This window comes from Devosia sp. P2_G7 (assembly GCF_056403495.1).
This window is the reverse complement of the sequence record NZ_JBFUFI010000001.1, coordinates 161,066-187,618: the sequence shown is the minus strand read 5'-3', so window position 1 is coordinate 187,618 and position 26,553 is coordinate 161,066. Positions and strand designations below refer to the sequence as shown.

The window sequence follows — 26,553 nt, the reverse complement described above, 5'->3', positions numbered from 1 at the left end:
GTTTTGCTCAGGCGCCGAGGCCCGCCAACTGCGCAACCCGCTCGGACCTCGTACCGGTGACCTCGATGACCGACGGTCCCTTTGCCAACAGCCCGAGATCATCGTCGCGCAGGATGGCCTTGAGCCGCGCATCCACCCGACGGCGAAGCTTTGGATACTCGATGGCGACGGTGATCTCGTCGGGCACCCTAAGTGGAACGAAGACGATCAGGTCAAGCAGCGACAAGGCCCGGCCGATCCGTCCCAGCAACTTGCCGTCCGGCATCCACTCGGTGCCCTCGGCGGCGGCCACCACGTCGAGATAGGCGATCAGGTCGAGCGGACAGCGGTCGAACACCACATCCTTGCCCTCAATGCCAGAAATCAGTTCGCAGCTCTGGCGGAGCTGGTCTTCGAGGTCGGCGATGTTGGGGCCGTCGGCGAACACGACGCCCTGCTGCACAAGCTGCCAGTAGGGCTCGCCGACACTCTGGTAGTGGCTGTACGATGCAACGAAATCGTCCGCCAGCGTGGACTTGCCACTGCCATGCGTCCCGGTAACAGCAAACCGCATCGTCCTCTCCCAGCCTTGGCCGGTCCTTAGCAGCAGCCGCAGGAAAATGGGAGGGATCGGGGGTGCTCGCTCAATGCCGGGGCAAATCGGTTTCCCCTCTCCCCCTGAGGGAACGGCGACAAGCCTCAGTGCGCATGCCCATGATGCCCGCCGATGAGGAAGCTTTCCTCGAACGGCCGGCGGCTGACTTCCATCGATTTGCCGCCCAGATACACCGACACTGGCTGCAGCAGGCTCGAGCCCTGGCGGCGTTTGCCGACGACGTCTTCGAACACGTAGTTGCTGTCGTACTGCTTGAGCACGGTGATGTCGGCCACTGCGCCGACGCCGAGGTGGCCGAGGTCGGGCTTCTGGATCGCCAGCGCTGGACGGTTGGCGGACATGCCGATCACCTCGGGCAGCGACAGCCCACAGTTGAGCAGCTTGCTCATCGTGTGCAGCAGGTCATACCCCGGCCCCTCGACGGCGATGACGTGGACGTCCGACGAGATCAGGTCCGGCGCAAAACCGTCCTTCAGCGCCGCCTCGGCACTTTCATAGCCGAAGGCGCCCATGCCGTGGGCGATGTCGAACAGCACGCCGCGCTCGCGCGCCTTCAGCACCGCGTCGATCACCTTGCCGTCGGGGCCGATGGCCGAATTCGGGTCGGGGCGGTAGCAGTGCGTGAGGATGTCGCCGGGCCGCAGCATGTCGACCACGTCGGCATAGCTCGGCGGGGCGGTGCCGATATGGGTCATCAGCGGCAGGTTCAGCGCATTGGCGGCTTCCAGCGCCAGTTCCAGCGCACCGAGCCCGAGCTCGCCGGTCACCGGGCCGCCGATGCGGACCTTCACGCCGATGATGCGGTCGCGATTGGCCTCGACCTTGGCGACGCATTTGTCGACCGGCAGCATCGAGCGCAGCGTCGCCTCGCCGATCGAGACACCCTTGTCGAAGCCGAAAATGCCGGGGAACGAGATGTTGAGGAAGGCGAAGATCCGGTACGGCGAGTGGATCATAACGTAGTCGCGGAAGCCGTCGTAGTTGCCCGCCCCCGCGCTGCCGGCATCGACCAGCGTGGTGCAGGCGGAGCGGCGGGCGATGAAGCCGGGGTCGACGCTGAGCGAGGTCGCCTTGTGGTAGACGTGGGTGTGAATGTCGATCAGCCCCGGCGCGACGATGCTGCCGGTGACGTCCTCGACCCTGGCGCCTGATGTCGCGAGGTCCTTGCCCACCGCGGCAATCTTCCCCGCCTTGATTGCGACATCGAGCAGCCCATCGACGCCGTTGCGCTCGTCGAGGACGCGGCCGCCCTTGAGCACGATATCGAAGCCCTGTCCGGCTGCCGGTGAAGTCATCGATGGTCTCCGGTTCGTGTACGGCGCGGCCCGCGGCGGGCAACCTGCCCGCCGGGGTCGTTACGCCTTGAGTTGGTTCGGCTAAGCGAGCTCGACGACGCGTTTCTCGTTGATCGATTGTTCCGCCGCAAGCACGATCCTGAGGCTGTTCACCGCCGCATCCATCGACTCCGTGAGGTCGAGGTCTTCCTGGATCGCCTTGAGGAAGAAGGCCTGCTCGCGGTCGCAGAGCTCCTGGTGGTTGGGCTCGTCCGTCATGGTGAAGATCTCGTCCTTGCGAACAAAGCTCTTGTCGCCGGGCGCCACCTCGGCGTGGTGATACTGGATGGCGTCGGTCTTGGTGTGCTGGTCGATATCGGAAGAGTCCGACACGCCTTCCTTGTGCGCCTTAGGGTTGGGGACGATCGAGACGGCGCCCTTGGGGCCAACCACGTCCTTCACGAAATAGGCGACCTCGCTCATCATCGGGCCCCAGCCGGCTTCGTACCAGCCGACCGAGCCATCATCGAACTCGACATGCAGGTGCCCGTAGTTCTGCTTGTCAGCCTCGGCCCAGAGCTTGGCGCCGATGCCGTGTACGCGCACCGGCTTCGCCTTGGTCATCTGGCACATCACGTCGACATAGTGGACGCCGCAATCGACGATCGGGATCAGCGAGTCGATCAGGTTCTTGTGCCAGTCATAGGTCGGGCCGCCCGACTGCTGGTTGAGGTTGAGCCGCATGACGAGAGGCTTGCCCAGCGTCTGCGCCAGCTCGGTGAACTTCATCCAGCTGGGGTGAACGCGGAGGATGTAGCCCAGCACCAGCTTCTTCTTCTTCTCGCGCGCCAGCTTCACCACCGCTTCGGCGTCGGCGATGTTGGTGGCGAGCGGCTTTTCCATGAACACATGGGCGCCGGCGTTGATCGCCTTGATGGCGTATTCGGCGTGGCTGTTGGGCCACGAGTTGATCGAGACGGCGTCGGGCTTGGCCACCCGCAGCGCCTCGTCATAGTCCTCGAACAGCGGATAGCCCGCGAGCTCGTCCGGAATGGGCTTCGTCTTGATCGAGCGGCTCATCAGCCCAACGATCTCGAAGCCCGGATTGCGGTGATAGGCGCTCGCATGCGAGGCGCCCATGTTGCCGAGCCCGACGACCAGGACTTTTACCGTGTTGGCCATCCGGCCCTCCCATTCGCTTATGTTTCCGGCCGCAAGGCCGTGAAATCCCTGAACCACCGGCGTCATCCCCGCTAAGGCGGGGACCCAGTGGGATTCTCGGCCTCCACAGGCGTTGCCCCCATCCCGCTAGGTTCCCGCCTTAGCGGGAATGACGCCGGGGAGGAGGTGCGGACGGCGTGACACCGCCCGCACCAATCACGCCAGATCAGGCCGGCACGGCCTGATCGAACAGATGTGCCTTCACCTTTTCGATGTCGACCGCCGCCAGGTCGGCCGGCAACTGGTAAGCCCCGGCGTCGGCCTTGACCTTGTCGTGGTCGAAATCGTTGGCCGGCCCGACGCAGTCATTGGTGCAGACGTCCTCGGCCTTGATCGGCTTGGTTATCTGCTTGAGGTCGTAGATCTTGTCGAAGAAGGTCTGCCATGCGGCCATGTCGTGGTCGCCCCAGCCCTTGCGCTTCGCCATGTCGCCGCGAACGACATTGATCTGCTGCAGGATCGAGGTAGCACCCAGCTCCGGACCGATATTGCTGGCCAGCGTCGGGAACTGCTCGAATACCGCGTGCACGGCCGCCATCGGGTTGTGGTAGGCGAACTCGAGGCCCATCGACCAGGCGCGCAGGTACTTGTCGAGGAAGGCCTTCTTGTCCGGGTCCTCAAGGTCGGCGGCGCGGACGACGTAGGTGTTGGCAAACAGCGGCGAGCGCTGCACGCCGAGCCAGTACTCGAAATCGAGCTTCGAGCCGATCCACTCGGCCCGGAGGCCCTCCCATGCGAGGGCGGCGTCGCCCTGGCCGGCAGCGAGCGCCGTTCCCCAGGTGGGCCAGCCGGCTTCGACATATTTGACCTTGCTGATATCGACGCCGTGGACGGCCAGCATCGGATCGACGATCGACTGCCAGGCGGCAGAGCCGAGCAGGATTGTCTTGCCCTCGAGGGTCTTCAGGTCATTGGTGCCTTCGCCCTTGCGGAAAGCGAGGCTGAACGTATCGAGTGCGCCCCAGTGGAAGGCGGACTTCAGCTTCATGCCGTTCTCGAGCGCGAACGAGAAAATACCTGGTGACGGAAAGCCCATGTCGGCCTGGCCGACATCGACGAACTTGACCGTCGCAGTGCCGTCCGACGGGCCGGGCTGCAGCTCGGTCTCGACGCCCAGATCGGCGAAATAGCCCATCTTCTTGCCGATCCAGTAGCCGAAGTCGTCGAGCACTTCGAGCGTGCCGCGCGGCGAGATCCAGGTGAACTTGGAGTAGGGCGCGGCAGTGGCGCGGCCAATGCCGCCAAGCGCGGTGGCGGTGACGACGCCGGCTGCGGAAACCTGGAGGAATGTGCGGCGGCTTATGCCGCCCGGAAACGAAAACTTGGTCATCGGAAATACCCCTGTTGATGGAACGTCCCTTAGTCCCTTATTTCCTGCCGCCATTCCCTCCGGCGGCAGGCCGTGCCTCAGGCCTCCCAGCTCGCGTACCTCTTCCCCAACAGGAAGAAGAGCACGTAGATCAGGATGCCCAGGATGGAGAGGATCAAGACCACCGCGAAAAACTGCGGCATCTGGATCATGGATGAGTAGGAGGTGAGCCGGTTGCCCAGCCCGAAGCCACCGCCAACCATCTCGGCGCCGACCGCGGTCAAGAGCCCGAAGATCGAGCCGACCATCAGGCCGACGAAGATCATTGGCAGCGCCATCGGCGCGCGCACTTTCCAGAAAATCTGTAGCGTCGAGGCGCCATAGGAGCGGGCCAGCGCGATCTTGCCGCGATCGACACGGCGGAAGCCGGTGGCGGCGTTGATCATCACCATCGGGCCGGCAGCGAGCGCCACGGCGATGATGCGCGGCTCGTAGCCGAAGCCGAAGCGCAGGATCAAGAGCGGCACCAGCGCCAGCATCGGCGTCGTCACCAGCAAGAGGATGTACGGCGTGATGATCTTTTCGGCGAACGGGAACTGCGTGATCACCGCCGCGAGGATCAGCCCGACCACTGCGCCGATGCCGAAGCCAACAAACAGCTCTACCAGCGTGTGGCCGAGGTGCGGCGCGATGAACGGGAAGTCGGTGAACAAGGCCACCGCGATCTCGCTGGGCTTCGGGAGCACATATTGCGGCACGGCGAAGAGGTTCAGCAGCAGCTCGGTGCCGCCGATGATCACCACCGCGACCAGGACGATCGCCAGCACCTCGCCCATCGACTTGATGCCGGGGCCGGAGGTGAGGGCGGACATGTTGGTGATGCCGACCTCGCCGGCGCCGCCGGCGGACTTCTTGAATTCGGGAATGGCGTCGGTTTCGCTCATCTGATCCTCACGCCACCTGAGCCGGCTGGGCTGCGTCTCTCGGGAAGCGGCTCTGCTGCGTCCCGACGATTTCCGCCTTGATGGCATTGGTGAGGTCGAAAACCTCCTTGGTCGACATGATCTCGAGCGAGCGCGGCCGCGGGAACGGCACCTCGTGGATATTGGCGACGCGGCCCGGGCGCGGACTCATCACCACGACGCGGTCGGAGAGGAAGATGGCCTCCTCGATCGAGTGGGTGATGAGGACGATGGTGGTTTTGGTATCGAGCCAGATTTCCTCGACCAGCCGGTTCATCTCCTCGCGGGTGAAGGCGTCGAGCGCGCCGAACGGCTCGTCCATCAGCAGCACCGAGGGCTTGTAGCTCAGCGCGCGCACCAGCGCGGCACGCTGCTGCATGCCGCCTGACAGCTCGCGCGGGAAGCGCCCGCCAAAACCCTCAAGGCCGACGCGGTTCAACAGCTCGTTGATCCAGACGCGATCGGGCTTGGTGCCCTTGATCTCGAAGGGGAAATTGATGTTGGCGTCGAGGTTGCGCCACGGCAGGAGGTTGGCCTCCTGGAACACCATGCCGATCTCGGGATTGGGGCCGGTGATCGGCTTGCCATCGAGCAGCACCTCGCCGGAGGTGAGGCCGTGGAGCCCCGACATAGACCACAGCAGCGTGGTCTTGCCGCAGCCGGATGGGCCGACGATCGAAACGATCTCGCCGTCCATCACCTCGAGCGAGCAGCGATCGATCGCCAGGAGGTCGCCCGAGCGGGTGTTGTACAGCTTGGTCGCGCCCTTCACCTGCAGTTTCGGTTGCTTGGAATCCCCAGCCGTCATCGCCCCTCGCGCTGCCCTGTACCAGATCGTGGAACGGGTTCCAGGCGGCCCCTGAACCGCTCTATCCCCCTCCAGGCGGCAGTGTGTAACTATCCTACATTACGAGTCAAGCGGCAGAGGTTGAGCTTTCGTATGTCAGCCGGACTGCCGCATTTGCAGGTGTCTCGGCACTTGCATCGTGTGTAAGTTTCCTACATTTTGGACGCAGAGCACCTAAGAGAACGTCGTTCCGGCGGTAGGGCATTGGCTGGCCAGAAATGATAGAAGTCGGGTCGGACCCCACAGGCAGAAGGCCGGACATGCGGAAGCACAAGCGCGACGAGCCGAGCGGCGAAGGCTACGCCAAGCCGATCCCCGACATCCTGTCGCAGATCAAGGACTCCTACAGCGAGCTCAGGCCGGCCGAGCGCCGCGTCGCCGACGTGGTGCTGGCCGATGTCACCTTCTCGGTCGACGCCTCGAACGCCGAGATTGCGAGGCGCGCCGAGGTGAGTGAGCCGACGGTCACCCGCTTCTGCCGGGCCATCGGCTGCGACGGCGTGCGCGACTTCAAGTTGAAGCTGGCGCAGAGCGTCGTGGTTGGGCGGCTCTATCTCTCGCCCGCCCCGCCGACTGAGCCGAGCGCCAATGCCTCACCGCTCTGGACCGAAGTGTTTGGCGAAGCGCGGAACGCGCTCAACATCGTCGAGCGGCAGATCGACCCGGTCGATATCATCGCGGCGGCCGAACTGGTGGCGAGTGCGCATCAGGTACTGGTTTTCGGGCTGGGTGGCAGTTCGACCGCGCTGGCGCAGGAAACGCAGAACCGGCTGTTCCGCTACGGCGTGGTGGTCACCGCCCATTCTGACCCGTACGTGATGAAGATGACGGCCTCGACGCTGAAGCCGAACGACCTGGTGATCGCAATCTCCGGCACCGGGCGCACCCGCGAAGTGGTGGAGGCGGTGCAGCTCGCCAAGCACTACCGTGCCAAGGCGCTCTGCATCACCGCGCCGGATACCGATCTCGCCGCCACCGCCGATGTGGCGCTCACCGTCGATATCCCGGAATTCCCCGACCCGCTGAAGCCCACCGCTTCACGCTACGCCTTCCTCGCCATCATCGACCTCGTTTCGAGCGCAGTCGGCACAAGGCTCGATCCCGATGCGCGCGAGACACTGCGCCGGATCAAGTACACCGTGCTGAACCACAGGAAAGGCAAGGTGCTGGAGCCGCTGGGCGACTGAGCGGGAGTGATGCCAGTACACGGTGCCCACTGTAAGAGGCCTGTTAACCGGCCCGGGCAAGCGACGGGAATATTGACCGCACGCGTGTTACTTTTGGCTGCCGCCAACGTTTGTGTGTCAGATGCCATGGAGATCGGAAATGAAACACCTGCTCCTCCTTGTGACCACCACTCTTACAATCCTGTCCGCCGCCCCGGTTGCAGCGCAGCCGATCAACATCATCGTGCGCGGCGGCACGCCCACCATCCTGCCTACGCCGCTGCCCAGTGGCGGCGACTACGTCTACGGCTTCCCGGCCAATACCAACTACCCGAATTTCGACCCGGCAGCGGCGGCCATCAACGCCGAACTGGCGATCCATCCGAGGTCGCGCCTGCGGCCGCCCAATCTGTGGCTGGCAACGCGGCTGGCGGTAACGTCGGGTTCCTGGGCCGAGCACCAGGAAGCCTGCCAGGCCGGTTTCGCCACTTACGACCCCGTCAGCGACACCTATCTGGCGGGCGGTCTGCCCCAGCGTTGCCCGCTGTAGGGTAGAGTGGAGCGGGGTCGCGACGGCGATCCCGCTGTCCTTAACCCGGTTATGCACAGCGAACTGGCCCCAGAGGGCTGCAGCGCTGGACCGCCATACAGTCGACTGCGCCTGATCCGCCAATGGCTTGGCTGTGCTGACACCAGATCGTCATCGAGGTGTCACGGCTCGTTCATCGCGCTGAAATCCAACCGTCGTGGTCTCCGACTAGGAGTGCGCCGCTCGAGAAATCGACCGGCATTCCCTTTCTTCGGAGACATTTGAGATGAAATCCAACTGGCTGCTCAGCGCGGCTCTGGCCGCGACCGCCCTGACCTTCGTAGCGTCGCCCGCCGCCGCTGCGACCAAGTTCGAGTTCTGGTATGGCCTGTCGGGCGACCTGTCCGAACGCATTCAGGACATGTGCAAGACGTTCAACGCCTCGCAGACCGACTATGAGATCGTCTGCGTCAGCCAGGACAACTACGACAACAACCTGCAGAACACGATCGCCGCGTTCCGCGCCAACAAGCAGCCGACCGTCACCCAGATCTTCGACGCCGGCACGCTCGACCTGATGCTGTCCGACGCCTACGTCCCGGTGCGTCAGCTGATGGAAGAGAACGGCTACCAGATCGACTGGAAGAACTATTTCTCGGGCATCGCCTCGTACTACTCGACGTCGACCGGTGAGCTGCTGTCGATGCCGTTCAACTCCTCGACCGCGCAGATCTATTTCAACACCGATGCGCTGGCCAAGGTCGGCTTCACCGGCGTGCCGCAGACCTGGGAAGAAGTCGAAGACGTCGCCCGCAAGATGAAGACCGCCGGCTACGAGTGCCCGGTGGCGTTCGACCCGGCCGGTGCCTGGCAGTGGTTCGAGCAGTTCTCGGCCGTCCACAACCAGCCGATCGCCACCAAGGGTAACGGCTTCGAAGGCCTCGACGCCGAGATGGTGGTGTCGAAGGGCAAGTTCGTCGACCAGCTGACCTGGATCAAGAAAATGTATGACGAAGGTCTCTTCGTTCATAAGTCCAAGGACGCCGGCGAAACCGCCAACGACGCTTTCGTCAACGGCAAGTGCCAGATCACCTCGTCGTCGGTTGCCGATCACGGCACCTTCTCCAAGCAGGCCAAGGAAGGCGTGCACTGGACCAACGCGATGATCCCGGTCTGGGCCGGCACCGAGCGCACCAACAGCCTCGTGGGCGGCGCTTCGCTCTGGACCCTCAAGGGCAAGTCGCCTGAGGAGTACAAGGGCGCCGCGGCGTTCTTCGCCTTCCTCGCCACGCCCGAGCAGGCCGAATGGTGGTCGACGGTTACCGGCTACATCCCGGTCACCAACACCGGCTTTGAAGCCATGAAGGCCAAGGGCTTCTACGACGCCGCCCCGTACAAGGGCCGCGAGCTCGCCATCCAGTCGCTGACCTTCACCCCGCCGACCGAAAACACCCGCGGCATCCGCCTCGGCAACTACGCCTCAATCCGCGCCGAAATGGTCAAGACCATCCAGTCGGTGCTGTTCAACAACGTGCCGGCCAAGGAAGCCCTCGAGGCCTTCGATGCCAAGGGCAACGAAATCCTTCGCCGCTTCGAAGCGACCTACGCCGGCAAGAACCTGCTCTGATCTCTGCCTGACTTCAGCACGGGCGGCCCCGGCCGTCCGTGCATTCTATTTTGGTGGAAGGTCCCCATGGAACGCCGCGCCTATTACCGCAACGGATGGATGCCCTGGCTGCTGCTGTCGCCGCAGCTGATCCTGGTCCTCGTTTTCTTCTACTGGCCGACCACGCAGGCGCTCTACTGGGCGTTCTCGCTCGAGCAGCCCTGGGGCGGCGGCAACACCTGGGTCGGGTTCGACAACTTCCTCGCCATCTTCCGTGACCGCGAATACTGGACGACGGTGCTGCGCAGCGCGTTCTACGCCATCGTCTCAACCGGCCTGTCGATGGCCGTGGCGCTCACCCTCGCGGCGTTCGTCGATCGCTCGCTGAAGGGCACCCGCATCTTCCAGTCGATCTTCGTCTGGCCCTATGCCATCGCGGCACCGGCGGCCGGCGTGGCCTTCCGCTTCATCTTCGCGCCAGAATCGGGGCTGATCGGCTCGATCAACCAGATCTGGCCGGGCATCTGGGATCCGGCGACCAATGGCTGGCACGCGCTGGCAATGGTCATCATCTGCCATGCCTGGCTTGGCATCGGCTACAACTTCATCTTCTTCCTCGCAGCGCTCCAGATGATCCCGCGCTCGATTTCGGAAGCGGGCGCCATGGATGGCGCGCGGCCGTTCCAGCGCCTCATCGACCTGCAGCTGCCGCTGATCGCCCCGACAGCATTCTTCCTGCTCATCATGAACCTGATCTCCAGCTTCACCGACAGCTTCGGGCTGATCGACGTGATGACCGAGGGCGGCCCGATCGGGCAGACCGAAGTCATGGTCTACAAGATCTATTTCGACGGGTTCAAAGGCCTCGACTACTCGGGCGCCGCTGCTCAGTCGATCGTCCTCATGCTGCTCGTCATCGGCCTCACGTTCGTCCAGTTCAAATGGGTCGAACGGCGCGTCCACTACAACTGAGGTGAAGCCGTGATCGAGCGTTCCCCCTTCTTCGATTTCATCACCTACGTCGCCATGGCGTTCGGTGCCCTCTTGGTGGTGATCCCGTTCTGGATCACCTTGGTGGCCGGCTCGCAGTCGCTGCAGGAAGTCAGCCAGGTGCCGATCAGCCTGCTGCCGTCCTCGCACCTGTTCGAGAACCTCGCGTCGGCGTGGACCCGTGGCGACCTCGGCCCCAAGCTGATCAACAGCCTGATCGTCGCCGTCGGCGTCACGGTGGGCAAGATCATCCTCGCCTCCCTCTCCGCCTTCGCCATCGTGTTCTTCAGCTTCAAGGCCCGGATGATCTGCTTCTGGCTGATCTTCATCACGCTGATGCTGCCGCTCGAAGTGCGCATCGTGCCGACCTACTCGATCGCCGCCAATGCGCTGCTGCCGTTCCAGGTGATCCTCGATACGCTCGGGATTACCGGGCTGGTGCAGGCGATGAGCGGGGTGCAGATCGCACTCAACTGGAACCTGCTCAACTCGTACACCGGCCTGATCCTGCCGCTGGTCGCCACCGCAACCGGCACCTTTCTCTATCGGCAGTTCTTCATGACCATCCCGGACGAGCTGGTGGAAGCCAGCAAGATGGACGGCGCGCATCCGCTCGAGTTCTTCTGGGATGTGCTCTTGCCGCTGAGCCGCACCAACATGCTGGCGCTTGCCACCATCATGTTCGTCTCGAGCTGGAACCAGTACCTCTGGCCGCTGCTGATCACCACCGACCGCGAGCATTTCGGCACTGTGGTGATGCAGCTCAAGGCGCTGATCCCGGCCCAGAACGGCACGCCCGACTGGAACGTCACCATGGCCGGCGCCCTCATCATCATGCTGCCGCCACTGCTGGTCGTTGCCTTCATGCAGCGCTGGTTCGTGCGTGGCCTCATTTCCCGCGACAAATGATTGGACAGAACATGGCTCAGATCACCATCAAGGGCGTGAAGAAGAACTACGCCAAGACCGCCGTGATCCACGGCGTCGACGTCAACATCGAAGCGGGTGAGTTCGTCGTTATCCTCGGGCCATCGGGCTGCGGCAAGTCCACGTTGCTGCGGATGATCGCGGGACTCGAGGAAATCACTGAGGGCGAGATCTCCATCGCCGGCACGGTCGTCAACAAGCTCGAGCCACGCGAGCGCGGCTGCGCCATGGTGTTCCAGAACTACGCGCTCTACCCGCACATGACGGTGCGCAAGAACATCGGCTACGCGCTGAAGGTGGCGAAGGTCCCCAAGGCCGAACGCGATGCACGGGTAATGAAGGTTGCCGAGTCCGTGTCGCTCGTGCCGTTCCTCGATCGCCGCCCGGGCGAACTCTCCGGTGGGCAGCGGCAGCGCGTCGCCATGGGACGCGCCATGGTGCGAGAGCCCAAGGTGTTCCTGTTCGACGAGCCGTTCTCCAATCTCGATGCGAAGCTCCGCGTCGCCATGCGCTCGGAAGTGCGGCGCCTGCATCGCGATCTCGGCGTCACCTCGGTGTTTGTCACCCACGACCAGACCGAGGCCATGACGCTCGCTGACAAGCTGATCATCATGAATGCCGGCCGGGTCGAGCAGATCGGCAGGCCGACCGAGGTCTACAACAACCCCGCCAGCCGCTTCGTCGCCGACTTCATCGGTTCGCCCGCGATGAACTTGTTCGAAGGCGAGTTCGACGCCGAAGGGCATTTCGTGCATGGCAGCGGCGGGCGGCTCAACGTCAGCCAACTCAACGGCATCCGCGTGCCGGGCCGCAAGGTCGTGCTCGGCGTGCGCCCGGAAGGGGTGCGCCGCACCGGTGCTGAGACGCACGGCGCGATTTCGGCCGTCGTCGACTATGTTGAGGAACTCGGCGCGTCACGCCTGATCCACGCCGATGCCAATGGCAGCCGCATCGTCGCGCTCGATACCGACAGCTCTGAGCTTCTGTCCGGCACGCCGGTGCATCTCAGCCTCGCCGACAGCGCCTTGCACCTGTTCTCGCTCGAGGACGGGCGCCGCATTCAGCACTGAACCATCCTGACCAACGGAGAAATTTCATGAGCAACATCATTGCGACCGGCTTCAACGTCGGTTCGGACGACGGCGAGTTCGCCAGCCTCGAAGCCGATATGCGCGCGCTGGCCGAGATGGGCGTCGATACCGTCGAGATCGGCGTCACCAGCCTCGACCTGGTCGCCGGTGGCAAGATCATTCGGGAGCGTCACGAGGCGCTGCTCGACCTCACCAAGCAGTTCGACTTCCGCTACACCGTGCATGGCCTCGTTTCGTCCAACTTCATGGACCCGGTGACGCAGCGCTATCAGATCGATGCCGCGAAGGCGTTGGTCGAGGTCTGCAACAGCATCGGTGCCGGCATCCTGGTGCAGCACGGCGGGAACCTCCGCGCTGAAGCCATTTCCGACTGGGCCGGTGCCGACGTGCGCGAGCGTGAAGCGCTCACCGAGCTCGCCGATTTCGCCCGCCCGCATGGCGTCCGCATCGCGCTCGAGAACATCTTCACCACCGAACTCGGTCAGTACCGCCAGACTCCGACAGAAGTCGCCGAGACGGTCAAAGCCGTTAACCACTCGAACGTCGTGGCGCTGATCGATTTCAGCCACGCCTATATCGAGTCGACGTTCAAGGGCCTCGATTTCCGCGCCGAGATCCGCGCCATGGCGCCTGTCGCCGGGCATCTCCACCTCCACGATTCCTTCGGCCGGCCGCAGGGCTTCTTCAAGCCGTTCCACCCGCAGGAAAACACCGCGATGGGCATTGGCGACCTGCACATGCCGCTCGGCTGGGGCGACATCGCCTGGGAAGAGATCTTCGCCGAACTCAGCTTCCTGCCCGATACCGTGGCAATGATGGAAATCGGCCGCCGTTATCGCCGCGAGCAGCCGGAGAGCCTCGCGCGCGCCAAGGCACTGTCGGGTCTGGACGACGCTCGGACTGCAGTCGCGGCGGAGTAATCCGTAAGCCGGTGCGTGGGGCCGCCCCCTCCACCCAGTCCCCCTCCCCCGTTGCACGGGGGAGGATCCGCTGTGGCACGATCTCTCCTTGATCCTCCCCCGCGKGGCGGGGGAGGGGGACCATGCGAAGCATGGTGGAGGGGGCGGCCCACGCCTAGCTGCCCGCAACTTGCCTTGCCCTCATCCGTTCGTGCACCATGCCGCCAACGGGGTGGGGAGCGACAGCATGGGTTTCGGCATTTCGGGCGTCTATTGTGCGGCGGTCACGCCCCTCAACGCCGACCTCAGTCCTGACCTGAAACGGCTCGGCGAGCACTGCCTCAGCCTCCTCGCCGATGGCTGCCACGGCATCGCGCTGCTCGGCACCACGGGCGAGGCGAATTCGTTTTCGGTCAGTGAGCGCAAGGCCATCCTCGAAGCTGCGCTCAAGGCCGGCGTCACTCCTGACCAACTCGCACCCGGCGTCGGCGTCGCGGCCATCCCGGATACGGTGGACCTCACCCGCCACGCGCTGAGTCTCGGTATCACCCGCGTCGTGATGTTGCCTCCGTTCTACTACAAGGGCGTCAGCGACGACGGCATCTTCGCTGCCTATGCGCGGATCATCGAGGCGGTGGCCGATCCGCGGCTCAAGGTCATCCTCTACCACATCCCCCAGACCTCGGCGGTGCCGCTCAGCCGGCCGCTGGTCACGCGGCTGATCAAGGCGTTTCCGGGTACTGTCGTCGGTCTCAAAGACTCGTCGGGCGACTACGGCAACATGCAGGGGCTGGTCGAGGACAATCCCGGCTTCGCGGTGATGGTCGGCGCTGATCCGCTGCTACTGCCGTTCCTCAAGATCGGCGGCGCCGGCTGTATCACCGCCACCTGCAACCTCGTCGCCCCGGCACTGCGCACCATCTACGACCACCACGCCGACCCGGTCCGGGCAGTCGATGTCGATGCGGCGCAGGCGCGGATCGAGGCGGCGCGGGCGATGCTCAACAGCTACGGCCAGATTCCCACCATCAAGGCGATTCTCGCGGATCGTCCGGATGGTGAAGGCTGGAGCCGCGTCCGGCCGCCGCTCATGCCGTTCGCCGCGGATAAGCTCGGCGAGCTGCGCGAACGCGTGGCCGCCCTGCCCGGAGGCGTGTGACAACTGCCGAAACGGGGCGAAAATCCCGTTCATCTGTTGCTCATCTTCGCCCAAACCGTCGAATTTCGAACGTCAGCCAGGCTGACGTATCAAGGCATAAAAGCAGGTCGCGGCCCGCTCGTACCGCGCTGAACTGTCCGGAAAACCAACCAGGTCGCCGCCCTTATCCCCGCCACTCGCCACCATGCGACACTGCCGGTCGTGCTCAGAAGCGAGGGGGAAAATAATGGTGCGCGCAGAACTGAACGAAACGCGTTCAAACCGTTCAAACGTGCACGGTTGCGCCGACGGTGGCGCCACCCTACCTCTGGGGCAATAACAGGACCCACCATGGACGCCGAAACCCTCGCCACTCCCAGCGCTCCGCCGACGGGCGTCGCCATCAAGACCGAGATCGTCGTTATCGGCGCGGGGCAGGCGGGGCTGTCATCGGCCTACAACCTCAAGCATCGCGGCCTCGACGTGGGCCGCGGCTTCGTCGTCCTCGACCAATCCCCGCAAGCCGGGGGCGCGTGGCAGTTCCGCTGGCCGTCGCTGACGCTCAGCACCGTGAACCGGGTGCACGACCTGCCGGGCATGCAGTTTTCCGAGGCGGTCGACACCAGCAACGAGTCGGTCGAGGCCGCCGTGGCGGTGCCGAGCTATTTCGCGGCCTACGAGCAGCGCTTCGGGCTCAACGTATATCGTCCGGTCAAGGTGAAGGTGGTTTGCCCGCGCGGCGATCGCTTCCGCATCGAGACGGATCGCGAGACCTTCTCGGCGCGCGGCATCATCAACGCCACAGGAACCTGGGAGACGCCGTTCATCCCGGAGTATCCGGGGCGTGAGCGCTTCAAGGGGCGGCAGCTCCACACCCGCGATTATCGAACCGCTGCGGAATTCGCCGGCCAGCACGTGGTGATCGTCGGGGGCGGCATCTCCGCCATCCAGCTGCTCAACGAGATTTCGCTGCTCACCAGCACCACCTGGGTGACCCGGCGGCCGCTGCAGTTCCGCGAAGGCCCGTTCGATCAGGAAGCGGGCCGCGCCGCCGTGAAGCTGGTTGAAGACCGGGTGCGGCAGGGTCTGCCGCCCAACTCGGTGGTGTCGGTTACCGGCTTGCCGCGCACGCCGCTGATCGAGGCGATGGACGCCCGCGGCGCGCTGAACCGTCTGCCGATGTTCGCCGAGATCACCGAAACCGGGGTGCGCTGGGCCGACGGCACCGAGCAGCGGGCCGACGTGATCCTCTGGTGCACGGGCTTCCGCTCCTCGCTTGATCACCTCGCGCCGCTGATGCTGCGCGAGCCCTCCGGCGGCATCCTGATGGGCGGGCGGCTCGCCACCCAGGTGGTCAAGGAGCCGCGCATCCACCTCGTCGGCTACGGGCCGTCGGCCTCCACCATCGGCGCCAACCGCGCCGGCTCCGCAGCAGCCGCCGAGTTGTTGGCGACGCTGGGCTTGTAGCGCGCCCGACCAAAGCAAAAGGGGCACGCCGAAGCGTGCCCCAATCGTCCGCCGTCTTTTGGCGTCAGCTTACTTTGCGCAGATACCCGGATCTTCGAGCGTGCAGAGGTCGAGACCGGTGAACTTCGGATCCTCGACGGTCTCGCCCTTGATCAGGCTGATCAGGATATCGGGCGCCTCGTTGCCCATCTGGTACGGCCGCTGGCCGATCTGGAAGTGGCTGCGGCCCTCACGGAACGCCTGGGTCTGCGGCGGCAGCGTGTCGCCGGCGATGATCACCAGGTCCTTGGACTTCAGCCGATCCATGACCTGGTCGGTGTTCTGGGCGTAGGCCTGCGGCCCGAACTGAGCCCAGCCGCCGACGAGCACGAAGGCATCGAGATCCGGCTGTGCGGTGAACACGTCGGCCATCTGTTGGTTGGCCGTTGGGATGTCGTCGTTGGTATAGGTCGGGCAGCCCTCGGCCTCGGTCCAGCCGTTGGTGTTGTTGAGCTTTTCGGTGCCCTTGGCGCCGGCAATGGTGTCGCGGAAACCAGCGGCACGCTCGTTGATGTTGGCCGCCGCGACGTTGCCGAGCTGCAGGCACACGGTGCCGCCTTCCGGCTTGAGCTTCATCAGCTCCTTGGCCATGCCGACACCCATGTCGTAGTTGTTGGTGCCGAAATAGGTCTTGCGCAGGGCAGCGTCAGCCGGAAGCAGGTCGGCGTCGACGGTGATGATCGGCATGGTCGGTGCAGCGGCCTTCAGCATGTTGGCCATGGCCGGAGCGTTGGACGGCGAGATCGCGATGCCGGCGACGCCCTTACTGATCAGATCCTGCACGATCTGCACTTCGCCGGCTTCATCCGAGCTGAGCGCCGGGCCGGTGTAGAGGCAGGTGTATTCGCTGTCGGCATGCGCAGTGTTCCAATCGGCGCAGCCCTGGCCCATCACCGTGAAGAACGGATTGTCGAGGCCTTTGACGACCACGGCCAGGATCTTCTTATCCTGCGCCACGGCGCCGCCCGCGAGCGCAACGGCAATAGCCGCGCCGGCGAGCACAAACATAGTCTTACGCATAGTTCTCCTCCCTAGGGTTCAGTCCCGGCCCGCTTTATCGAGCCTCCCGATCAAGTGCGGCTGGAGCGTGAAAATGCGGGTGGTCCCTAGCCGCCCGCTGCCGCTCCATATCGCCTCGATGAGCTCCTCAGTCCCTCCACAGGCGTGCGGCCTGAGCCTCTGTCGGGCTTTGACGGGCCGCGGCGCACCGCATATCGGGGCGGATACTGGGGCGGCGTCGAACAATAGTCAATCGCGCTGATGCACGTGCACATTCAAGCCGTCCAAGTTGTCAGACATCTTGCAGAAGACGCCGGAAAGACTGGCCAAATAGCAAACGGACGGGTGTCTTTGCCGTCGTCTGCGGCGATGTTCGAAGTCGATTGACGGTGGGCGCGCCATCGCTCATAGATTTGCCAACGACATCTGCGGGAGGGCAAAGCCTTCCAGCCTTGGGAGGGGCAACGATGGCGGTTCTCGAGCTGGCGAACATCGCCAAGCACTACGGTGCTATCACTGCGCTGACCGATATCTCGCTGACACTAAACGCCGGCGAAGTGGTTGGGCTGGTGGGCGATAACGGCGCCGGCAAGACCACTTTGGTCAAGATCATCGCCGGCAATTTCCATCCATCGGAAGGCAGCATCAGCCTCGATGGGCACGTGGTGCAGTTGCACGGCCCGAAGGACGCGCGCTCCAAGGGCATCGAGATCGTCTACCAGGACCTGGCGCTCGCAGATAACCTCACCGCCGCCGCCAACATCTTCCTCGGCCGCGAGCTGACGACCATCTCGCGGACCCCGGCGGAGGCCGAACTGCCGTTCTGGCAGCGCCGCCGCGGCTGGCGGTTGTTCATGCCGGAAATCCTGGACTACCGCGGCATGTACAAGAAGGCCGGCGAGTTGTTCGCCGAGCTGAAGTCGGAAACCCGGCCGCGCGACCTGGTGCGCCGCATGTCGGGCGGCCAGCGGCAGGCGGTGGCCATCGCCCGCACGCGGCTCTCCAACCCCAAGATCGTGCTGATGGACGAGCCGACAGCAGCGATCAGCGTGCGGCAGGTGGCCGAGGTGCTGAACCTCATCCGCCGGCTAAAGGAGCAGGGCATCGCGGTGGTGCTGATCAGCCACCGTATTCCCGACGTATTCGCCGTCTGCGATCGCCTGGTGGTGCTGCGGCGCGGCCGCAAGGTCGCCGACAAGCGGGTTGCCGATTCCTCGCCCGAGGAAGTGACCGGGTTGATCACCGGCGCGCTGCAGAGCGCTTGAGGAGCTTGCCGACATGACGACCGACACTTCTCTCAGGGACGCCATCGACCAGCAGACGCATCAGGGCTTTCTGCCCTGGCTTATCAGCCGGCAAATCTTCTGGATTCTGCTCGCGGTGGTCATCGCCATCATCGCCATGATGCTGCTGACCAAGACCTTCGCGACGCCGCAGAACCTGTTCAACGTCACCCGCAATTTTGCCTTCGTCGGCATTGTCGGGCTCGGCATGACCGCGGTGATCGTCACCGGAGGCATCGATTTGTCCGTCGGCGCCACGGTGCTGATCTCGGCCATGGTGACGACGCTGATCATGCACGCGGGCCTGCCGATCACTCTGGCATTGCCAGCGGCAATCGGCGCTTCGCTGCTGGTTGGCCTCATCAACGGCATGCTCATCGCGGTCGCCGGCATGCCAGCGTTCGTGGTGACGCTTGGCATGATGTCGGTCGCCCGCTCGATCGGCATGGTGATGTCGAACAATGCACTGATTTACGAGTTCGGCCCGGATCAACCGATTCTCTTCGCCATCGGCGGCGGCTCGGTGATCGTCGGTGGCTTGCCGATCCCGAACCCGCTCATCGTCATGGTCATCCTGGCCTTGATCACCGGCTTCGCGCTGCGCTGGACCCGCTGGGGCCGGCACCTCTACGCCATCGGCGGCAACGAGAAAGCCGCAGTCCTCACCGGTGTGCCGGTGAAGGCGGTGAAGGTCTCGGTCTACATGTTCGTCGCCTTCTGCGCCGGCATTACCGGCTTCCTCGAAACTGGCTGGCTGGGTTCGGTGACCACCGGGCTCGGCACCGGGCTCGAACTCACGGTCATTGCTGCGGCGGTCATCGGCGGCGCCAATCTCGCCGGCGGCTCCGGTACGGCGCTTGGCGCCGTGGTCGGCGCGGCGCTCATTGAAATCATCCGCAATTCGCTGACGCTGCTCGGCATCAGCACGTTCTGGCAGGGGACGTTCGTAGGGGCGTTCATTGTGCTCGCCGTCGCCTTCGACCGGCTGCGCAACAAGGAAATCGGGGAGTAACCCCGCGACACGGAATTCCCGCCGCCGGTCGCGGCGGCGGGATGGCACCGTCTCTCTTGGTGCCGGGTTGAGATACGTACCTCAGCTTCGACGGAAGCGGACACGACCCGGAACAGGGCCGGGGAGAGAGGGGTGCGAGACGAAGCCAATGGTGCCGCCGTCACGGCGGCCAGGGAGGAATGATGAAGAGCCTAGTCAGTATCGCGGCCATCGTTGCCGCTGGTTTCATGCTCGTCGGCGGCGCTGTCGCCCAAGAGAAGCAGCAGCTCGCCTTCGTCGTGAATGCCTCGTCGGACTTCTGGAAGCTGGCGGAAGCCGGCGTGAAGAAGGCGCAGGCGGAACTACCCAACTACGAACTGCAGTTCCGCTATCCCGCCCAGGGCACGGCGGCGCTGCAGAACGCGCTGATGGATGACCTCGTGGCCGCCGGCACCGATGCCATCATGATCTCGTCGGCCGATCCGAAGAACTCGATCGACGCGTTCAACCGCATCGCGGCGCAGGTGCCGCTGTTCACCACCGACTCCGATGCTCCGGCATCGAACCGCATCGCCTATCTCGGTTCGTCCAATACCCTTGCTGGCGTCCAGGCGGGCGAGGAAATGGTCAAGGCCATGGCCGGCAAGGAAGGCAAGTGCATGGGCTTTGTCGGCTTCCTCGGCGCCGATAACGCCGTCGAGCGTATCGCCGGCTTCCGCCAGGCGATCGAGGGCAAGGGCATCGAGCTGGTCGACGTGCGCGGCGACGACGTGGACTTCACCAAGGCCCGCACCAATGTCGACGACGTGCTGGTGGCCAACCCCGAGATCAACTGCATGGTCGGGTTCTATTCGTACAACCCGCCCAAGATCTACGAGGCGCTGCAGGCCGCCGGCAAGCTCGGCGCGATCACCGTGGTGGCGTTTGACGAAGACCCGGTGACGCTGGGCGCAGTGAAGGAAGGCTCGTTCGCCGCCACCGTGGTGCAGCAGCCGTTCGAGTGGGGCTACCAGGGCATGAAGCTGATGGCCAAGTACCTCGAGGGCGACAAGTCGGGCATCCCGGCTGACGGCCTGATCATCGTGCCGACGGCCGTGATCAACAAGGACAATGTCGACGCGTTCTCGGCCGACCTGAAGGCCAAGATCGCCGGCTGACAACGGACGGCACGGCGCGGGCGGCAGGGGGGCTGTCGTCCGCGCCGCGCTATTGGTAGCGTTCGGGCGGGAACGTGCGGGGAGGTGCGATGCTCGATAGCCTCGATCAAGAAGCGCCGGTGCGGCCCTTCCTGAAGCTCTCAGCCGTTCGCAAGACTTATCCGGGTGTCGTGGCGCTCAGCGGTTTCGACATGGTGGTCGCGCCGGGCGAGGTCATCGGCCTCGTCGGCGAGAACGGCGCCGGCAAGTCGACGCTGATGAAGATCCTCGGCGGCGTCACCGCGCCGGATAGCGGCACCATCGAAATCGATGGCGCGCCCTATGCGGGCCTCAGCGTCGGCGGCTCGATGAAGGCGGGGATCGCCTTCGTCCACCAGGAACTCAACCTGTTCGACAATCTCGACGTCGCCGCCAACGTCTATATCGGGCGCGAACCACGCCGCGGCGGGGTGTTGAACCTCGTCGACGAGAAGCAGATGCGCGCCGATGTGCTGCCCTATCTTAAGCGGCTTGGCGCGAACTTTTCGCCCAACACGCCGGTAGCAAAGCTGTCGCTGGCGCAGCAGCAGATGGTGGAGATCGCCAAGGCGCTCTCCGTCAACGCGCGCCTCGTCATCCTCGATGAGCCGACCTCGTCGCTGCCGCTGGCCGAAACCGACAAGCTGCTCGAGGTGATTGCCGGGCTGAGGGCCGAAGGCATCGCCGTGATCTTCATCTCGCACCGGCTGCACGAAATCGAGCGCGCCTGCGATCGAGTGCTAGTGCTGCGCGATGGCGTGCTGGTGGGCGAGCTGCCGAAGGCCGAGATCGACCACGACCGCATGGTCAAGCTGATGATCGGCCGCGACCTCAAGGTCGCCTACGCCGCGCCGAAAATCGCCAAGGGCGAGGTGGTGCTGGCCGCCCGCGGCGTCCGCACGGCGACCTACCCCACGCACGAGATCAACATCGAACTGCATGCCGGTGAAATCCTCGGCCTCGCCGGTCTCGTCGGCTCCGGCCGCACCGAACTGGCGCGCGCGTTGTTCGGGGTGGATCATCGCTATGGTGGTGCCATCACCCTCAATGGCCAGCCGATCACGTTGCGGAACGCCTCGGACGCGGTGGCGCGCGGCATCTTCCTCATCCCCGAGGATCGCAAGGGCGAGGGCATCCTGCTCGACATGTCGATCGCCGAGAATATCAGCCTGCCCAACCTCACGGTCTATGCACCGGGTGGCCTGGTGTCGCCGGCGCTGGAGCGGGCGCAGGCTGAACTGAGCCGCACCGAACTCGGGATCAAGGCGCCGACGGTCACCACCCGCACCGGCAGCCTCTCCGGCGGCAACCAGCAGAAGGTGGTGCTGGCCAAATGGCTGGCCATGCAGCCCAAGGTGCTGATCTTCGACGAGCCGACGCGCGGCATCGATGTCGGCGCCAAGGCGGAGATTTACCGGCTGATGCGCGGGCTCGCTGACGCCGGCGTCGCGGTGCTGATGATCTCGTCAGACATGGAAGAAGTGATCGGGGTGTCGGACCGGATCGCGGTGATGCATGAGGGCCGGATTTCCGGCCTCATCGAGCGCGTCGATTTCAGTGAAGAGAACGTGCTGCGGCTCGCCGTCGGCAAACCGATGGCCAAGGCCGGGTGAGGGGGAACGCATGAACAAGAAGGATCTCGGTCTCCTGGTCCTCATCCTCGTCGTTGGACTCGGGGTCTATCTCAAGAACCCGCTGTTCCTGTCGCCGAACAACCTCGCCAACACCGCCAACCTAATCGGCCTGTTCGGGCTGTTTGCCATCGGGCAGGGCTTCGTCATCATCACCGGCGGCATCGAGCTTTCGGCTGGCTCGATGATCGCGCTGCTCGGCGTGCTGTTCGTCGATCTGGTCGGCGCCAAGGGCGTGCCATGGCCGATCGCCGCCGCTATCGTGATTATCCTCGGACTGGCACTGGGGCTGGCCCACGGCCTGCTCATCACGAAGCTGAAGATGCAGCCATTCGTGGTGACGCTCTGCGGCCTATTGATCTATCGCGGCGTGGCGCGCGGCTATACCGCCGATGCCACCGCGGGCTTCCCATTCGGCAGCGAGTATCCCGGCCTCGATTTCTTCGTCGCCCGCATCGGCGGCATCCCGGTCTCGGTCTATGTGCTCGCCGTCGTCGCGGTGATCGCCTGGTTCACGCTGCACCGCTCGGTGTTCGGTCGCTACCTGTTCGCCATCGGCAAGAACGAGGAGGCGGCGCGCTTCTCCGGCATCCGGACCGATGTGGTGGTCACCTCGGCCTATGTGATCTGCGCGGGGCTGACGGCGCTCGCGGCGATCTTTTTCGCCATGTACACCCGCTCGGTGCAGCCCTCGTCGCAGGGCAATTTCTACGAGCTCTACGCCATCGCGGCGGCGGTGCTGGGCGGCTTCTCGCTGCGCGGCGGCGAGGGTTCGATCGTCGGGGTGATCCTCGGCACGATCCTGCTGCAGGAGTTGCAGAACCTCGTGAACCTCCTCGGAATTCCCTCGTCGCTCAACTTCGCGGTGATGGGCGGGGTGATCCTAATCGGCGTCCTGGTCGACCAGCAATGGGGCGCCTTCCGGGCGCGCCGGCGCATCGCCGAAGCGGCACGCAGCAGCGAGGAGTTGGCGGTCAAGCCGGGCGAGTGATCAGCCCTCGACCCGGGCCAGCAGGCCTTCCTGGCGGATATCGACATACTGCCCGGCGAGGTCGTCCGCCGCGCCGCTCGCCAGCCAGGCGATAACCTTGGCGGGCCGCTCCGGCGGCTGCAGGTTCTCGCGCGGTACGTCGGAGATCTGGTTGATCTTGGCCGCGCGGATCGAGGCCTGCATATCGGTGTCGACCAGACCCGGCGCGAAGGCGAAGCCGCGGAGCCCGATATCGGCGCCCTCCAGTTGGATCGATCGGGTCAGCATCAGCAGTGCCGACTTGCCTGCGCAGTACGCGGCCCAACCGGTCATGGCGTGGTTCGCCGCGCCGCTCACCACATTGATGACGCGAGCCCCCTTGAGCGATGGCCACAGTGCGGCGACCAGTGCTGCGGGGCCGCTGACGTTGATCGTAAGGGACTGGTCGAAGGCCAGCGGGTCGAGTTCGCTGAGCTTCGCCATTGGGGCGATAGTCGCGGCATTGTTGACGAGGATATCGATGCGGCCGTGCAGCGCGAGGGCTGCCGCGGCACGGGCGGGGATGGTGGCGAGGTCGGAAACGTCGAGCGCGAAGTCTGTCGCCGTGCCACCCTTGGCGATGACCGCTGCGACGACGTCGCCACAGTCGCCGGCCTTACGACCGGTGGCGATGATGGTTGCGCCGAGTTCTGCCAGCGCCAGCACCGTAGCAGCACCGAGCCCGGCGCGGGCACCGGTCACCAGCGCGACCTTGCCCTGCAGCGATCCGCTCATTTTGCCGGGCCCCGCTTTGCTGCATCGCGGACGGAGTCCGCGCTCGGCGTCGAGGCATAGGCCTGGAAGCCGCCGGTGATGTTGATCAGTTCGCCGGTGACGAAACTGGTGTCGGGGCCCATCAGCCAGGCGACGCCGCCGGCCACGTCCTCGGGGGTGCACCAGCGGTGCAGCGGGATGGTCGAGACTACGTCGGCCTCGAAATCGTCCCAGCTCTTGCCGAGCTTTTTGGCCTTGGCGCGGAACGCCTTCTCCATCCCGGTGCCGGGTCCGACATGGCCGGGCGCAATGGCGTTCACCCGCACGCCGCTCGAGGCCATCTCGATGGCGAGGCACTGGGTCAGGCCCCATATGGCGTTCTTCGAGGCGAGATAGGCCGACGAGAACGGGTTGCCGAAGCCGAGCTTGGTGATGATGTTGACAATCTGGCCGGTGCCCTGCGCCGCCATGATCCGCGCCGCCTCCCGGCACATCAGGAAGGTGCCGCGGCTGTTGACCGAGAAGATCCGGTCCCAGTCCTCGACCGCGGTCTCCACCACCAACGCCTGCATGTGGATGCCGGCATTGTTGACGACCCCGAACAGCCCGCCGTGGCGCTCGGCCACCGCCTTCACCCCGGCAACGACTGAAGCCTCGTCGCCGATATCGATGATCTCGATGTCGCAGCCGATCGCCCTGGCAGCGTCCTCGGCGATGGTGCGATCGCGGTCGGCGATGACCACCCGGTGGTGGTCTGCGACCAGCCGCTCGGCGATGGCCCGGCCGATGCCGCCGCCTCCGCCGGTAACGATAATGGCTCCAGCGCTCATCGGGCACTCCACGCGCGGAACAGGTCGCGCAGCTTCACGGTCTCGGTCAGCACGTCATCGTGCAGCGTATCGAAATAGCCCTGGTGCACGACCTCGGCGGCGATCCAACCATCGTAGCCGGCATCGCGTAGCGTCGCGAACATGGCGGGGAAGTTGAGCGTCCCCTGGTCGAGCTTCGCCTGCAGCGCACCCGGCCTCGCCTGCCGCAGATGGACGTGGCCGGCCCAGCGGGCGAGCGCATCGATCTCGTCCTGCCGGTAGCCGGCGACGGCGAAATGCGCGTAGTCGAGCGCCAGCTTCACCCCGGGCGCGCGTTCGCACAGCTCGGCGGTGATGGCAGGGCTTTCGAGGTACGAGTGGACGTGCGGTTCGACGCAGACGGTCACGCCCGTCTTCGCCGCGAGATCGAGCAGCGGCTTCAGTGACTCGACGGTCTCGGTCAGTGCAAGTGCCCGGCTCTGCGCACCATTGATCACGCCGGGCAGGATGAACACCGTGGGCGATCCAGCCGCTGCGCAGAACGTCAGCACGGCAGCAAAATCGGCAGTGTTCGCAGCGCGGTTCGCCGGGTCGGCGAGGTTGCGGTCGGCGACCGAGTTGCCGAACAGGTGGTAGAGGTTCGACACCGGTAGCGGCAGGCGCCTTCGCACCTCGTCCGCATAGGCCGCGGGCGCTGCCAGCAATCGCGTCCGGTCGAGCGCCGAGCGATAGAAGTAGCCGACATCGACGCCTTCGAGGCCGAGCACCCTCGCCAGCCCGCCGACCTCGTCGAGTGTCAGCTCGGGGAACGACCAACTGGTGACGCTCAGCTTCACAGCACGTCCTCCATGCGCCCCGATTTGGCCGAGCGGTACATCGCGTCGAGCAGCACGCTGGAGCGCATGCCGACGACGCCGTCGGCTGGGTTGGGTACCTTCTGGCCGCGGGCGAGATCGACCAGCAGGGTGATCGGCGCTACCTGCTCGTAGGCGCCGGCATTGGGCCCGAGATCGGCGATGTGGGTTTTGCCGTCGTGGCGGATCACCTCAACGCGGGCTCGCTCGATGTCGAACAGCATCATGCCTTCGGTGCCGAAGATGCGGATGTCGATCTGGTAGCCGCGCGACTTCGGCACCGTCGCCGAACCCGACAGCGCCATGGTGGCGCCATTGGTAAACTCCACCACAGCCGCGTCGTAGAAATCGACACCGGCGGGGGAGAGCCCGGTCTTCGCGAACACCCGCGCCGGGTCGAGATCGACAATGCGGAACAGCGCTCCGAGCCCGTGGGTCAGCTGCCCCCACCCGTAGCCGCCGGATTTCTTCGGGTCGGCCCAGGTGGAAACCGGCGGGCGGAACAGGTGCTCCTTGGTTTCGACCATCGGCTCGCCGCCGAACAGGTCGGCCAGCGCCGAAGCCATCTGCGCCACCACGTGGCGAACCTCGCCGACCCAGCCATCGGCTACCAACTGGTGCGCGGTTTCGACGATCGGGCGGAAGTTCCAGCCGTAGGGCAGGATGATCTGGGTATTGTTGGCGTTCGCTGTTGCCAGCAGGGCACGCGCGTCTGCGGCGCTGGTCGCCATCGGCTTTTCGATCAGCGTCGGCAGGCCGCGCGACAGCGCCAGTTGCGCATGCTCGGCATGGAGGACATGCGGCGACGCCACCACAACGCCGTGCAGCGTTTCATTCGCCAGCATCTCCGCCGCGTCGAAGTAGGGCTTCACGCCGGGGAAGCTCGCGACCACCTTCTCCATGCCCTCAGCATCCGGCCGGTTCACCGCGACCAGCCCGACATGCGGGTTGGCGCGCAAAGCGGGGATGTGGCTGAGGGTCGCCCACCAGCCGGCGCCGATGACGCCGATATTGACCTTGCTCAAACT

At 65.0% G+C, this 26,553-nt stretch carries 25 protein-coding genes; 14 read left to right on the top strand and 11 right to left on the bottom strand.

Translation table 11 applies throughout. From position 1 onward, the window contains the following. Positions 1-7 precede the first annotated feature (7 nt). The 6 genes from AC1DWU_RS01020 to AC1DWU_RS00995 all read right to left on the bottom strand — a co-directional run bounded on the left by AC1DWU_RS01020 (position 8) and on the right by AC1DWU_RS00995 (position 6,169). On the bottom strand, positions 8-553 hold the full coding sequence (locus AC1DWU_RS01020; RefSeq protein WP_477148093.1) for an AAA family ATPase: 546 nt from the start codon (positions 551-553) through the stop codon (positions 8-10). A gap of 125 nt (positions 554-678) precedes the next feature. Then, the gene (locus AC1DWU_RS01015) at positions 679-1,890 is read right to left on the bottom strand and encodes an amidohydrolase/deacetylase family metallohydrolase (protein WP_477148092.1); all 1,212 of its coding nucleotides are present in this window, start codon (positions 1,888-1,890) and stop codon (positions 679-681) included. An 81-nt stretch (positions 1,891-1,971) separates the two neighbouring features. Further along, positions 1,972-3,051 carry a Gfo/Idh/MocA family protein gene (locus AC1DWU_RS01010; RefSeq protein WP_477148091.1) on the bottom strand — a complete coding sequence of 360 codons (1,080 nt, stop codon included), beginning with the start codon at positions 3,049-3,051 and terminating at the stop codon, positions 1,972-1,974. Between the two features lie 205 nt (positions 3,052-3,256). After that, entirely contained in the window at positions 3,257-4,420 is a 1,164-nt protein-coding gene (locus AC1DWU_RS01005; RefSeq protein WP_477148090.1) for an ABC transporter substrate-binding protein, read from the bottom strand. 77 nt (positions 4,421-4,497) lie between these two features. Beyond that, the gene (locus tag AC1DWU_RS01000; protein ID WP_477148089.1) at positions 4,498-5,343 is read right to left on the bottom strand and encodes an ABC transporter permease; all 846 of its coding nucleotides are present in this window, start codon (positions 5,341-5,343) and stop codon (positions 4,498-4,500) included. A 7-nt stretch (positions 5,344-5,350) separates the two neighbouring features. Next, entirely contained in the window at positions 5,351-6,169 is an 819-nt protein-coding gene (locus AC1DWU_RS00995; protein WP_477148088.1) for an ABC transporter ATP-binding protein, read from the bottom strand. Positions 6,170-6,468: 299 nt separating this feature from the next. On the opposite strand from AC1DWU_RS00995, the gene AC1DWU_RS00990 reads away from it, so the two are divergent. The 9 genes from AC1DWU_RS00990 (at position 6,469) to AC1DWU_RS00950 (ending at position 16,021) form a co-directional block, all read left to right on the top strand. Then, positions 6,469-7,395 (top strand): MurR/RpiR family transcriptional regulator, encoded by a 927-nt coding sequence (locus AC1DWU_RS00990; protein WP_477148087.1) that lies wholly within the window; start codon positions 6,469-6,471, stop codon positions 7,393-7,395. A gap of 139 nt (positions 7,396-7,534) precedes the next feature. After that, positions 7,535-7,924 (top strand): hypothetical protein, encoded by a 390-nt coding sequence (locus AC1DWU_RS00985; protein WP_477148086.1) that lies wholly within the window; start codon positions 7,535-7,537, stop codon positions 7,922-7,924. Positions 7,925-8,189: 265 nt separating this feature from the next. Beyond that, positions 8,190-9,530: an extracellular solute-binding protein gene (locus AC1DWU_RS00980; RefSeq protein ID WP_477148085.1), complete on the top strand. Its 1,341-nt coding sequence runs from the start codon at positions 8,190-8,192 to the stop codon at positions 9,528-9,530. A gap of 66 nt (positions 9,531-9,596) precedes the next feature. Continuing rightward, positions 9,597-10,481: an ABC transporter permease subunit gene (locus AC1DWU_RS00975; protein WP_477148084.1), complete on the top strand. Its 885-nt coding sequence runs from the start codon at positions 9,597-9,599 to the stop codon at positions 10,479-10,481. A 9-nt stretch (positions 10,482-10,490) separates the two neighbouring features. Continuing rightward, the gene (locus AC1DWU_RS00970) at positions 10,491-11,408 is read left to right on the top strand and encodes an ABC transporter permease subunit (RefSeq protein ID WP_477148083.1); all 918 of its coding nucleotides are present in this window, start codon (positions 10,491-10,493) and stop codon (positions 11,406-11,408) included. 11 nt (positions 11,409-11,419) lie between these two features. Continuing rightward, a complete protein-coding gene (locus AC1DWU_RS00965; RefSeq protein ID WP_477148082.1) occupies positions 11,420-12,496 on the top strand; it encodes an ABC transporter ATP-binding protein in 1,077 nt (358 codons plus the stop codon). A gap of 26 nt (positions 12,497-12,522) precedes the next feature. Then, on the top strand, positions 12,523-13,437 hold the full coding sequence (locus tag AC1DWU_RS00960) for a TIM barrel protein (protein WP_477148081.1): 915 nt from the start codon (positions 12,523-12,525) through the stop codon (positions 13,435-13,437). Between the two features lie 226 nt (positions 13,438-13,663). Beyond that, a complete protein-coding gene (locus AC1DWU_RS00955; protein ID WP_477148080.1) occupies positions 13,664-14,575 on the top strand; it encodes a dihydrodipicolinate synthase family protein in 912 nt (303 codons plus the stop codon). Between the two features lie 330 nt (positions 14,576-14,905). Then, positions 14,906-16,021, top strand: a complete 1,116-nt coding sequence (locus AC1DWU_RS00950) for an NAD(P)-binding domain-containing protein (protein WP_477148079.1) — start codon at positions 14,906-14,908, stop codon at positions 16,019-16,021. A 69-nt stretch (positions 16,022-16,090) separates the two neighbouring features. Here the strand turns inward: AC1DWU_RS00950 and AC1DWU_RS00945 are convergent, their stop codons facing one another. Further along, the gene (locus AC1DWU_RS00945) at positions 16,091-17,080 is read right to left on the bottom strand and encodes a substrate-binding domain-containing protein (protein WP_477148078.1); all 990 of its coding nucleotides are present in this window, start codon (positions 17,078-17,080) and stop codon (positions 16,091-16,093) included. 446 nt (positions 17,081-17,526) lie between these two features. Between AC1DWU_RS00945 and AC1DWU_RS00940 the strand changes: the two genes are divergently transcribed. The 5 genes from AC1DWU_RS00940 (at position 17,527) to AC1DWU_RS00920 (ending at position 23,130) form a co-directional block, all read left to right on the top strand. Then, a complete protein-coding gene (locus AC1DWU_RS00940) occupies positions 17,527-18,324 on the top strand; it encodes an ATP-binding cassette domain-containing protein (RefSeq protein ID WP_477148077.1) in 798 nt (265 codons plus the stop codon). A gap of 13 nt (positions 18,325-18,337) precedes the next feature. Continuing rightward, entirely contained in the window at positions 18,338-19,354 is a 1,017-nt protein-coding gene (locus AC1DWU_RS00935; RefSeq protein WP_477148076.1) for an ABC transporter permease, read from the top strand. 182 nt (positions 19,355-19,536) lie between these two features. Next, positions 19,537-20,490: a sugar-binding protein gene (locus tag AC1DWU_RS00930; RefSeq protein WP_477148075.1), complete on the top strand. Its 954-nt coding sequence runs from the start codon at positions 19,537-19,539 to the stop codon at positions 20,488-20,490. A gap of 89 nt (positions 20,491-20,579) precedes the next feature. Then, a complete protein-coding gene (locus AC1DWU_RS00925; protein WP_477148074.1) occupies positions 20,580-22,121 on the top strand; it encodes a sugar ABC transporter ATP-binding protein in 1,542 nt (513 codons plus the stop codon). Positions 22,122-22,131: 10 nt separating this feature from the next. After that, the gene (locus AC1DWU_RS00920; RefSeq protein ID WP_477148073.1) at positions 22,132-23,130 is read left to right on the top strand and encodes an ABC transporter permease; all 999 of its coding nucleotides are present in this window, start codon (positions 22,132-22,134) and stop codon (positions 23,128-23,130) included. Here the strand turns inward: AC1DWU_RS00920 and AC1DWU_RS00915 are convergent, their stop codons facing one another. From AC1DWU_RS00915 to AC1DWU_RS00900, 4 genes are read right to left on the bottom strand one after another with little or no spacing between them, the layout of a single operon-like run. After that, positions 23,131-23,883 carry an SDR family NAD(P)-dependent oxidoreductase gene (locus tag AC1DWU_RS00915; protein WP_477148072.1) on the bottom strand — a complete coding sequence of 251 codons (753 nt, stop codon included), beginning with the start codon at positions 23,881-23,883 and terminating at the stop codon, positions 23,131-23,133. It lies immediately after the preceding gene. Beyond that, the gene (locus tag AC1DWU_RS00910) at positions 23,880-24,692 is read right to left on the bottom strand and encodes an SDR family NAD(P)-dependent oxidoreductase (RefSeq protein ID WP_477148071.1); all 813 of its coding nucleotides are present in this window, start codon (positions 24,690-24,692) and stop codon (positions 23,880-23,882) included. The genes AC1DWU_RS00915 and AC1DWU_RS00910 overlap by 4 nt, the downstream gene beginning before the upstream one ends. After that, positions 24,689-25,507, bottom strand: coding sequence for a sugar phosphate isomerase/epimerase family protein (locus tag AC1DWU_RS00905; RefSeq protein WP_477148070.1), 819 nt, complete (start codon positions 25,505-25,507; stop codon positions 24,689-24,691). The genes AC1DWU_RS00910 and AC1DWU_RS00905 overlap by 4 nt, the downstream gene beginning before the upstream one ends. Then, positions 25,504-26,550 carry a Gfo/Idh/MocA family protein gene (locus AC1DWU_RS00900; RefSeq protein WP_477148069.1) on the bottom strand — a complete coding sequence of 349 codons (1,047 nt, stop codon included), beginning with the start codon at positions 26,548-26,550 and terminating at the stop codon, positions 25,504-25,506. Before AC1DWU_RS00900 ends, AC1DWU_RS00905 begins: the two co-directional genes overlap by 4 nt. Between the last annotated feature and the right edge of the window lie 3 nt (positions 26,551-26,553).

Coding starts and splice junctions, on each gene's coding strand:
- AC1DWU_RS01020 (WP_477148093.1), bottom strand. CDS start 553: ATGCGGTTTGCTGTTACCGGGACGCATGGCAGTGGCAAGTCCACGCTG.
- AC1DWU_RS01015 (WP_477148092.1), bottom strand. CDS start 1,890: ATGACTTCACCGGCAGCCGGACAGGGCTTCGATATCGTGCTCAAGGGC.
- AC1DWU_RS01010 (WP_477148091.1), bottom strand. CDS start 3,051: ATGGCCAACACGGTAAAAGTCCTGGTCGTCGGGCTCGGCAACATGGGC.
- AC1DWU_RS01005 (WP_477148090.1), bottom strand. CDS start 4,420: ATGACCAAGTTTTCGTTTCCGGGCGGCATAAGCCGCCGCACATTCCTC.
- AC1DWU_RS01000 (WP_477148089.1), bottom strand. CDS start 5,343: ATGAGCGAAACCGACGCCATTCCCGAATTCAAGAAGTCCGCCGGCGGC.
- AC1DWU_RS00995 (WP_477148088.1), bottom strand. CDS start 6,169: ATGACGGCTGGGGATTCCAAGCAACCGAAACTGCAGGTGAAGGGCGCG.
- AC1DWU_RS00990 (WP_477148087.1), top strand. CDS start 6,469: ATGCGGAAGCACAAGCGCGACGAGCCGAGCGGCGAAGGCTACGCCAAG.
- AC1DWU_RS00985 (WP_477148086.1), top strand. CDS start 7,535: ATGAAACACCTGCTCCTCCTTGTGACCACCACTCTTACAATCCTGTCC.
- AC1DWU_RS00980 (WP_477148085.1), top strand. CDS start 8,190: ATGAAATCCAACTGGCTGCTCAGCGCGGCTCTGGCCGCGACCGCCCTG.
- AC1DWU_RS00975 (WP_477148084.1), top strand. CDS start 9,597: ATGGAACGCCGCGCCTATTACCGCAACGGATGGATGCCCTGGCTGCTG.
- AC1DWU_RS00965 (WP_477148082.1), top strand. CDS start 11,420: ATGGCTCAGATCACCATCAAGGGCGTGAAGAAGAACTACGCCAAGACC.
- AC1DWU_RS00960 (WP_477148081.1), top strand. CDS start 12,523: ATGAGCAACATCATTGCGACCGGCTTCAACGTCGGTTCGGACGACGGC.
- AC1DWU_RS00955 (WP_477148080.1), top strand. CDS start 13,664: ATGGGTTTCGGCATTTCGGGCGTCTATTGTGCGGCGGTCACGCCCCTC.
- AC1DWU_RS00950 (WP_477148079.1), top strand. CDS start 14,906: ATGGACGCCGAAACCCTCGCCACTCCCAGCGCTCCGCCGACGGGCGTC.
- AC1DWU_RS00945 (WP_477148078.1), bottom strand. CDS start 17,080: ATGCGTAAGACTATGTTTGTGCTCGCCGGCGCGGCTATTGCCGTTGCG.
- AC1DWU_RS00940 (WP_477148077.1), top strand. CDS start 17,527: ATGGCGGTTCTCGAGCTGGCGAACATCGCCAAGCACTACGGTGCTATC.
- AC1DWU_RS00935 (WP_477148076.1), top strand. CDS start 18,338: ATGACGACCGACACTTCTCTCAGGGACGCCATCGACCAGCAGACGCAT.
- AC1DWU_RS00930 (WP_477148075.1), top strand. CDS start 19,537: ATGAAGAGCCTAGTCAGTATCGCGGCCATCGTTGCCGCTGGTTTCATG.
- AC1DWU_RS00925 (WP_477148074.1), top strand. CDS start 20,580: ATGCTCGATAGCCTCGATCAAGAAGCGCCGGTGCGGCCCTTCCTGAAG.
- AC1DWU_RS00920 (WP_477148073.1), top strand. CDS start 22,132: ATGAACAAGAAGGATCTCGGTCTCCTGGTCCTCATCCTCGTCGTTGGA.
- AC1DWU_RS00915 (WP_477148072.1), bottom strand. CDS start 23,883: ATGAGCGGATCGCTGCAGGGCAAGGTCGCGCTGGTGACCGGTGCCCGC.
- AC1DWU_RS00910 (WP_477148071.1), bottom strand. CDS start 24,692: ATGAGCGCTGGAGCCATTATCGTTACCGGCGGAGGCGGCGGCATCGGC.